6 protein-coding genes and 1 pseudogene are annotated in these 6,378 nt (G+C 59.7%); 6 read left to right on the forward strand and 1 reads right to left on the reverse strand.

What is annotated here, in order from left to right; translation table 11 throughout:
* Positions 1–158: 158 nt before the first annotated feature.
* Together Q0964_RS09715 and Q0964_RS09720 are read left to right on the forward strand one after the other, a co-directional pair.
* Positions 159–881, forward strand: coding sequence for a universal stress protein (locus tag Q0964_RS09715; RefSeq protein WP_299266584.1), 723 nt, complete (start codon positions 159–161; stop codon positions 879–881).
* 157 nt (positions 882–1,038) lie between these two features.
* Complete coding sequence (locus Q0964_RS09720) at positions 1,039–2,409, forward strand: APC family permease (protein WP_299266587.1); 1,371 nt, start codon at positions 1,039–1,041, stop codon at positions 2,407–2,409.
* A 207-nt stretch (positions 2,410–2,616) separates the two neighbouring features.
* Here the strand turns inward: Q0964_RS09720 and Q0964_RS09725 are convergent.
* Positions 2,617–2,703, reverse strand: a pseudogene (locus Q0964_RS09725) (IS6 family transposase); the annotation flags it as partial.
* 113 nt (positions 2,704–2,816) lie between these two features.
* Here Q0964_RS09725 and Q0964_RS09730 point away from each other — a divergent pair.
* From Q0964_RS09730 to Q0964_RS09745, 4 genes are all read left to right on the forward strand, one after another.
* Entirely contained in the window at positions 2,817–3,491 is a 675-nt protein-coding gene (locus Q0964_RS09730) for a nitroreductase family protein (RefSeq protein ID WP_299266590.1), read from the forward strand.
* A gap of 314 nt (positions 3,492–3,805) precedes the next feature.
* Positions 3,806–4,138 carry a hypothetical protein gene (locus Q0964_RS09735; RefSeq protein ID WP_299266593.1) on the forward strand — a complete coding sequence of 111 codons (333 nt, stop codon included), beginning with the start codon at positions 3,806–3,808 and terminating at the stop codon, positions 4,136–4,138.
* Positions 4,139–4,648: 510 nt separating this feature from the next.
* On the forward strand, positions 4,649–5,851 hold the full coding sequence (locus tag Q0964_RS09740) for an IS701 family transposase (RefSeq protein ID WP_299266595.1): 1,203 nt from the start codon (positions 4,649–4,651) through the stop codon (positions 5,849–5,851).
* 114 nt (positions 5,852–5,965) lie between these two features.
* A partial coding sequence (locus Q0964_RS09745) for an ATP-binding cassette domain-containing protein (protein WP_299266598.1) occupies positions 5,966–6,378 on the forward strand: 413 nt, incomplete at its 3' end.

A 6,378-nucleotide genomic window follows, 5' to 3' on the forward strand; every position in this document is an offset into this window, starting at 1 on the left:
GGTCCGTCATCTACTCCAAGGGGCACCGATGAGCAACTCTCCCGCAGCCGGCGGGCGAAACGTCCGTCCAGCTACGTTGCAGCCGGGAGCCTACAGCGCAGATTGGGTCCAGGAGCAGAGGGAGTCATATTTTACGCGAGGGCATCACAATACACGATATGAGCATAACACACAACGTTCTCATTCCGCTCGAACTACCCGACCCCGACCCGATACCGTCCGTGCTGGTCGATACGCTCGCTTCGATGGAGGTGGTCGTCCTCGGCCACTACGGGCTGCCGGAGCAAACGCCGCCGTCAGCGGGACGCAACCAGTTCGAGACGAAGGCGAATACCGAACTGGACGGGTTGGCCCAACCGCTGGCAGAGGCAGGCGCTTCCGTGACCACTCGGCTCGTATTCGGAAAGGCCCGCGACAAGACAATCGACCGAGTCGCCGTCGAGGAGGACTGCGACGTGATTCTCACGCCAGGCCAGGCAAAGACGGTCGAGCGGATAGTTGTCCCGATGCGGGGAGCGGAGAACCTCGACCGGATCACCTCGTTCGTCGGCGAACTCCTGTCAGCGACCGATGCGTCGGTGACGCTGTTCCACACGAGCGAGTCGTCCGACCGCCTGCCGGGCGAGGAGCTACTTGCGGCCGCAACCGACCGGCTCGTCGAGACTGGCGTCGCTCCAGACCGCATCAACCAGCAGCTCTCCGAGGACGAGGATGTCGAGCGCAGCATCGTCGAACTGGGCGAAGACTTCGACCTTCTGGTGTTGGGCGAAACCGAGCCGTCGTTACGCGACCGGATTTTCGGGACCGTTCCGGCACAGGTGACCGCCGACACGGAGGACCCGGCTTTCGTCGTTCGGGACATCGATGCGCCCGAGTCCTGATTCCGAGTCGCGAATCATCTCTCCGAGGTAGGTCCCGAAGGCGGCCGTGGCTCCGGCGTCTGGTGCTGTTCAGCCGGGCCGACGGCGTCTCACGGGGAGTCCGGCAGGAACGACGCCGAGCCGGGGCCCCGGCGATGCCGCCGGGAAGTGGTGTCCAATGAAAAACGACTTGGAACGGGACCTCGGCCTGTACGCGACGGTCACCATCAGTATGGGGGCGATGATCGGGAGCGGAATCTTCGTCCTCCCGGCGCTGGGTTTCAAGAAGGCCGGCCCAGCGGTTGTTATCGCGTACATCCTGGCTGGCCTGGTCGTGTTGCCAGCGGCGCTCTCGAAAGCAGAGATGGCAACTGCCATGCCCGAGTCCGGGGGGACGTACATCTACATCGACCGGGCGATGGGCCCGCTAGCCGGCACAGTCGCGGGAATCGGCGCGTGGTTCTCGCTGGTGTTCAAGAGTTCCTTCGCGCTGGTCGGGCTGGGAGCGTACCTGCTCCTCCTGGTCCCGCTCTCGGGCGGGTTAGTGAAAGCCGTCGCCTTAGGGCTGGCTGCATTGATAATCATACTCAACATCGTCGGCACCGAGCAGAGTGGCAAAGCCCAGTCGATCATCGTCACCGCCGTCGTCGTGGCGCTGGCGGCGTACGTACTCAACGCCGGCGTTGCAGTCGATGCCACCCGATTCGACGGGTTCACGCAGAAAGGCACTGGTGGTGTCGTCACTGCGGCCGCGTTCGTGTTCGTCTCATATGCGGGCGTGACCAAGATTGCCAGTGTCGCCGAGGAAATCGAAGACCCTGACCGGAACCTCCCACGGGGTATCCTCATCTCGATGGGCGTGATGATGGTCTTGTACACCCTCGTGGTCGCAGCCGTCGTCGGCCTGAACGACGCGAAAACACTGACGACCACTGGACCTGGGGCTGGTGACAGCCCGTCGTTGACGCCGATGGCCGACGGTGCTGGCCAACTGCTCGGAGGGGTTGGCGTCACTGTCATCGCGGTGGTCGCGATACTGGCGCTGACCAGTATGGCCAACGCCGGGGTGCTGGCGTCTTCGCGGTTCCCGCTGGCGATGAGCCGTGACTCGCTGGCGCCTGGGGGACTCGCCCGGGTCAGCGAGCGGTTCCAGACCCCCCGGAACGCGATCCTTGTGACCGGTGTTCTGCTGCTTGCGCTGATCGCGTTCGTCCCGGTGGTCGAGCTGGCGAAGCTGGCCAGCGCGTTCCAGATCCTCGTGTTCTCGATTGTTAACCTCGCCCTGATCGTCTTCCGGACCAGCGGCGTCGAATCCTATCAGCCGTCGTTTCGGTCACCAGGCTACCCGTTCGTCCAGCTCTTCGGCGTGGTCGGCGGCTTCGCGCTACTCACGCAAATGGGGATACTTCCGATCCTCGGCGCGGCTGGCATCATCGTCGGCGGGGTCGCGTGGTACCTGCTTTACGGCCGGAGTCGAACGGACCGCAAGGGAGCGCTAGGCGTTATCATCGCCCGGCGACGCGACGAGGAGCCGGTGACCTCCGATTGAATCGATGTTCGCACAACCGCAGGCCATCACGAAAGCGACAGAGAGCCGACACAGAGCTGGCCCGCTGTGGCAGCGCCCACATCGGAGCGGTGGAATGGTCTGGGAGAGAGTTATATCCACGTGAACAGGTGGTAGCGCCGAATAGCCTACTATACGCTCCTCGTGATCGGTGCAATAATTATCTTTACTCTTTTGTATCCGTAGTGTTCAAATAAGCTGATTCCATACGAAATTGAACGATCCGATCCAATCGTCGGCGGTTTCTGCTTCGGCGTTGTTGAAACAGTTTGAGAAGCAGATAGATACGAACCGGCCGAACGGCTCCTGTGCTGCTGTGGACCGGTCACCTGTGTAGGGGTGATACTCGTAAACCCAACAGTATAGTGTGAGCGTCTCTTAGCTTAGATGTGGAGTTTACAGAGACGGCTGCAACCCGACGGTCAGTGCATCAGTACAGCGATGAGGAGATCTCCCAGTCCACGTTGGACGCAATTTTCGAGCATGTGACACTTACACCGTCAGGGTACAACCTCCAGCCGTGGGAGTTTCTCGCCCTCCGCGAAGAGGAGACACAAACAGCCCTCAAAGCGGTCGCAAACGGACAAGAACACGTCACGGCAGCTGACACAGCGGTCGTCGTGCTTGGGAACACCGACCCGATGGCCCACGCCGAGGTAGTCTTCGACGACTGGCTCGCCAAAGATTATATTCCCAATCAGGACGTTCGATCCGCCCTGCTCGAGAATGTTGAATCGATGGCGAATGTGCCGGAGGCTGAACGCCGTATCTGGACGACGCGATCGAGTAGCTTGGCAGCGATGACACTGATGTACGCGGCGTGGGAACAAGGGGTTGCAAGCTGTCCGATGGAAGGATTCGATAGTGACGCACTCGTCGAGACATTCGATATCCCTGACGGATACGAACCAGTCATGCTGGTGACTCTCGGGTATCCGCCTGCCGACGCTGCTGACATCGAAAACGAGCGGAAGGGCCGGCGACCGGTCGAGGAGGTCGTCCACTACGAAGCCTTCGAGCCGAGTGAGACGACACGAGTCGAAACTCCCGATATTACTGAATAGAAATCTATTCCCTGCTGATGGAGATTTACAGACCGGTCGTGTCCGGAGCCCCCCCTGTGTTTGCAGGAGGATAACGGAACGCGGAGACGTCAGCACTCGGGAGTGCCGTTTCTTCCATATCAGTTGCTGTTGACTCGCCGATGTCTGTCGGCTTGTCGTGGCTGTCTGTTCGCTTGAGGTGGGCTCACCGGGCTCTCCGCACCTGGACGGCTCACAGCCGGCACTCCCAGCGATAGTATCAATTGCGGGAGGCGTATCGGGAGTATATGTCTTACGATGGTAAATATCATCAGTCTCGCGCTGGTATGCAGGCTATGGACGAGCCCGAGCCCGCCGAGGGGTGGCCAGACAGGCCCCTCTCGGAGGCGGAAGCGAAAGCCCGATTCACCGAGGAGGAGGCCGTTGTCGCTGTCTGGGTGATGGACCATACAACGGACATCCGGTCGGTCGCCGTTCCATCCGGTGCACCCGACGACGCGGTCGTCGACGTCGTTGTAGAGACGGACACCGGATTCGATATGTACAGTTTCACCCGTGGGCAGTGGATGGATTACGGAACCCAGCGAAAAGACGATACGGAAAGCCCCTCGATGGCTGGGACACTCGAGAGCTACCGGGTTCTCGCAGGGGAGTCAGAATCGTTCTGAGCGAACGCTCCGAGACGATCTCGTAGTCGTTGTCGCTGATGATCGTGATTCTGAGCCTTCCCTTCGTCGGGGCGATTCCTGGGTTGTCAGTAGCCGTCTCTCTCGCCGCTTCCCACTCGTCTTCAGCTCATTTATTCGGGAGTTCATTCGGAGCCTGCTCGACCCGTTCAGATACTTCCTGATCGGCCTGTCGTTCTTTTCACCCCGCCAGGGACAGCGCGTTGTTCGAGGCGAGAGCAGTCTAGATTCTGTCGTCCGACGCGTCGTACCGCTAGACACAATTCATCAGAGCTGTCGAGAGTGTGCGGTCACCGCTTATTTGGAATCAATCGAAGATTCGTCGAGAACCAACAGAAACGACGGTACCACGCCTGACGCGATTCAAGAAATATTCACTAACACGCTGCGTGTGTGCAGAACTGTCGGTTGAAATTCGAACATGCTAGATGAACATATTTCTCAGCTTTGCACGTTGAAGTAGGAGCGTGACGTGGGCGACAGCAACGAGTGATGATGCCGATCACGGACTTCTTGCCGTGCACGCACGTGTCCGACGAGTTCGAGTCGCTATCACCAGCACGACGCCGTCATGCGAAAACCTACGCCACAGGTCTTGTTGCGGCCAGCAACACGACCGTGGCTGGCATCGCACGCGAAGTTCTCCCAGCCAACAGCCAACGTGCACTCAACAAGTTCTTTACCGAGTACGACTGGGACGAACAGCAACTCAACCACGAACGCCTCGAAGAACTTCAGAAACACGGTGAAATGCGGCGGTCCAAGGACGGCTGCATCATTCTCGGCGGCATGATAACCGAGAAAGCCGGGGACTTCGTCCCCGGCGTCGGCCGCTTCTACTCTGGTCAAGACCTCATCTACGCCTTCTACGCCGACGACAGAACCGTCTACCCGTTCACGTTCCGCCTCTACGAACAACAAGACGAGGACGAGCAAAACCATGATATCAAGTACGATCTCGCCCGCGAGATCGTCACCGAACTCGAAGAAGAGGTAGGTGGCCGCAGGCACACCTACCTCTTCGACTCCTGGTTCGCTCATGACTCTGGCCTGCCCGAACATATTGAATCCTACGGCAGGGACTGGATCGGTCCGCTCCGGAGCAACCGGCAGGTGACCTACACCGGCGAGCAGATGCGTGTCGATGCGCTGGCAGAGCTCATCGACACGGTTGAGCGTGATATTGAGCACGACACTGACCACATCTGGACGAGGAAGCTTTTCATCTCCAAACCTGGAGACGCGAAGCTGGTCATCGCCGAGAAGGGAACAAACGAAGAAGACGAAGACAACCCCGTTAAGTACCTCGTCACGAACAAGATTGACGCACCGACCGCACACGTGATTCACTCCTACGGAATGCGGTGGCGCATCGAGACGTCCTTCGAGGACTCGAAGCAGGATCTCGGCCTGGGAGACTGCGAGATGCGGACTAACGAAGGTGCCAGTCGCCACTGGCATCTTCTGATGGCCGCCTACAGTCTCGTTCGTCTCGATCCCGAATCGAGCGTCTTGGGGACGGTTCGCTCGAAAGCGTCATCGCTTCGAGCGAACCCGGAATATTTTCTGAAAGAAGCCGTCTATAGTTTTCTCTCGTTGGTTCGGGACAACGGTGACCGCGGCGTCGATGACCTCATCGAGGAGATCGACCATCTCTTCGCTCACTCAATAGCCGACGCTAACGTGCAAAGCTGAGTAAATTGTTGAGTTTGGGAGCAGACCAGGGATTCCACAGGTCCGCTGCTGTATCACCTGATCGGTAGAAATTTCCCAAAAGATATACTCTCGCTGTGTATCATAGCTGATACAGTGACGCAGTCACAGGAAATAGATATACAACCCTCCACCGAGCCGACGCCGGTCGTCGCCTGCGATTCGCTGGCCCGCGAATACAGGCGTAAATCGGGCGGTGGTCTGTTCGGTCGGTCGGAGACACCCACTGTCCGCGCGCTCGACGGCGTCACGTTCAGCGTCGACTCCGGAGAGTTCGTCGGGATCGCCGGCCCGAGCGGGAGCGGGAAGTCGACGCTGTTGCACCTGCTGGCGGCACTGGACACGCCCACGAGCGGCCGGCTGCTGTTGGCCGGCGACGACATTTCGAATATGGGTGAGCGTGCCCGTGCTCGCCTGCGACGCGACCGCGTCGGTATCGTCTTCCAACGCTTTCATCTGCTGCCTTCCTTGCCTGCCGTCTCGAACGTCGCGCTCCCACTGGTGGAGCG

Origin of the sequence: Halorientalis sp. (assembly GCF_028275115.1) — an archaeon.
Taxonomy (GTDB): domain Archaea; phylum Halobacteriota; class Halobacteria; order Halobacteriales; family Haloarculaceae; genus Halorientalis.

What these genes read in the sequence shown, in the direction of transcription:
- Q0964_RS09715 (WP_299266584.1), top strand. Translation starts at nt 159, where the DNA reads ATGAGCATAACACACAACGTTCTCATTCCGCTCGAACTACCCGACCCC.
- Q0964_RS09720 (WP_299266587.1), top strand. Translation starts at nt 1,039, where the DNA reads ATGAAAAACGACTTGGAACGGGACCTCGGCCTGTACGCGACGGTCACC.
- Q0964_RS09735 (WP_299266593.1), top strand. Translation starts at nt 3,806, where the DNA reads ATGGACGAGCCCGAGCCCGCCGAGGGGTGGCCAGACAGGCCCCTCTCG.
- Q0964_RS09740 (WP_299266595.1), top strand. Translation starts at nt 4,649, where the DNA reads ATGATGCCGATCACGGACTTCTTGCCGTGCACGCACGTGTCCGACGAG.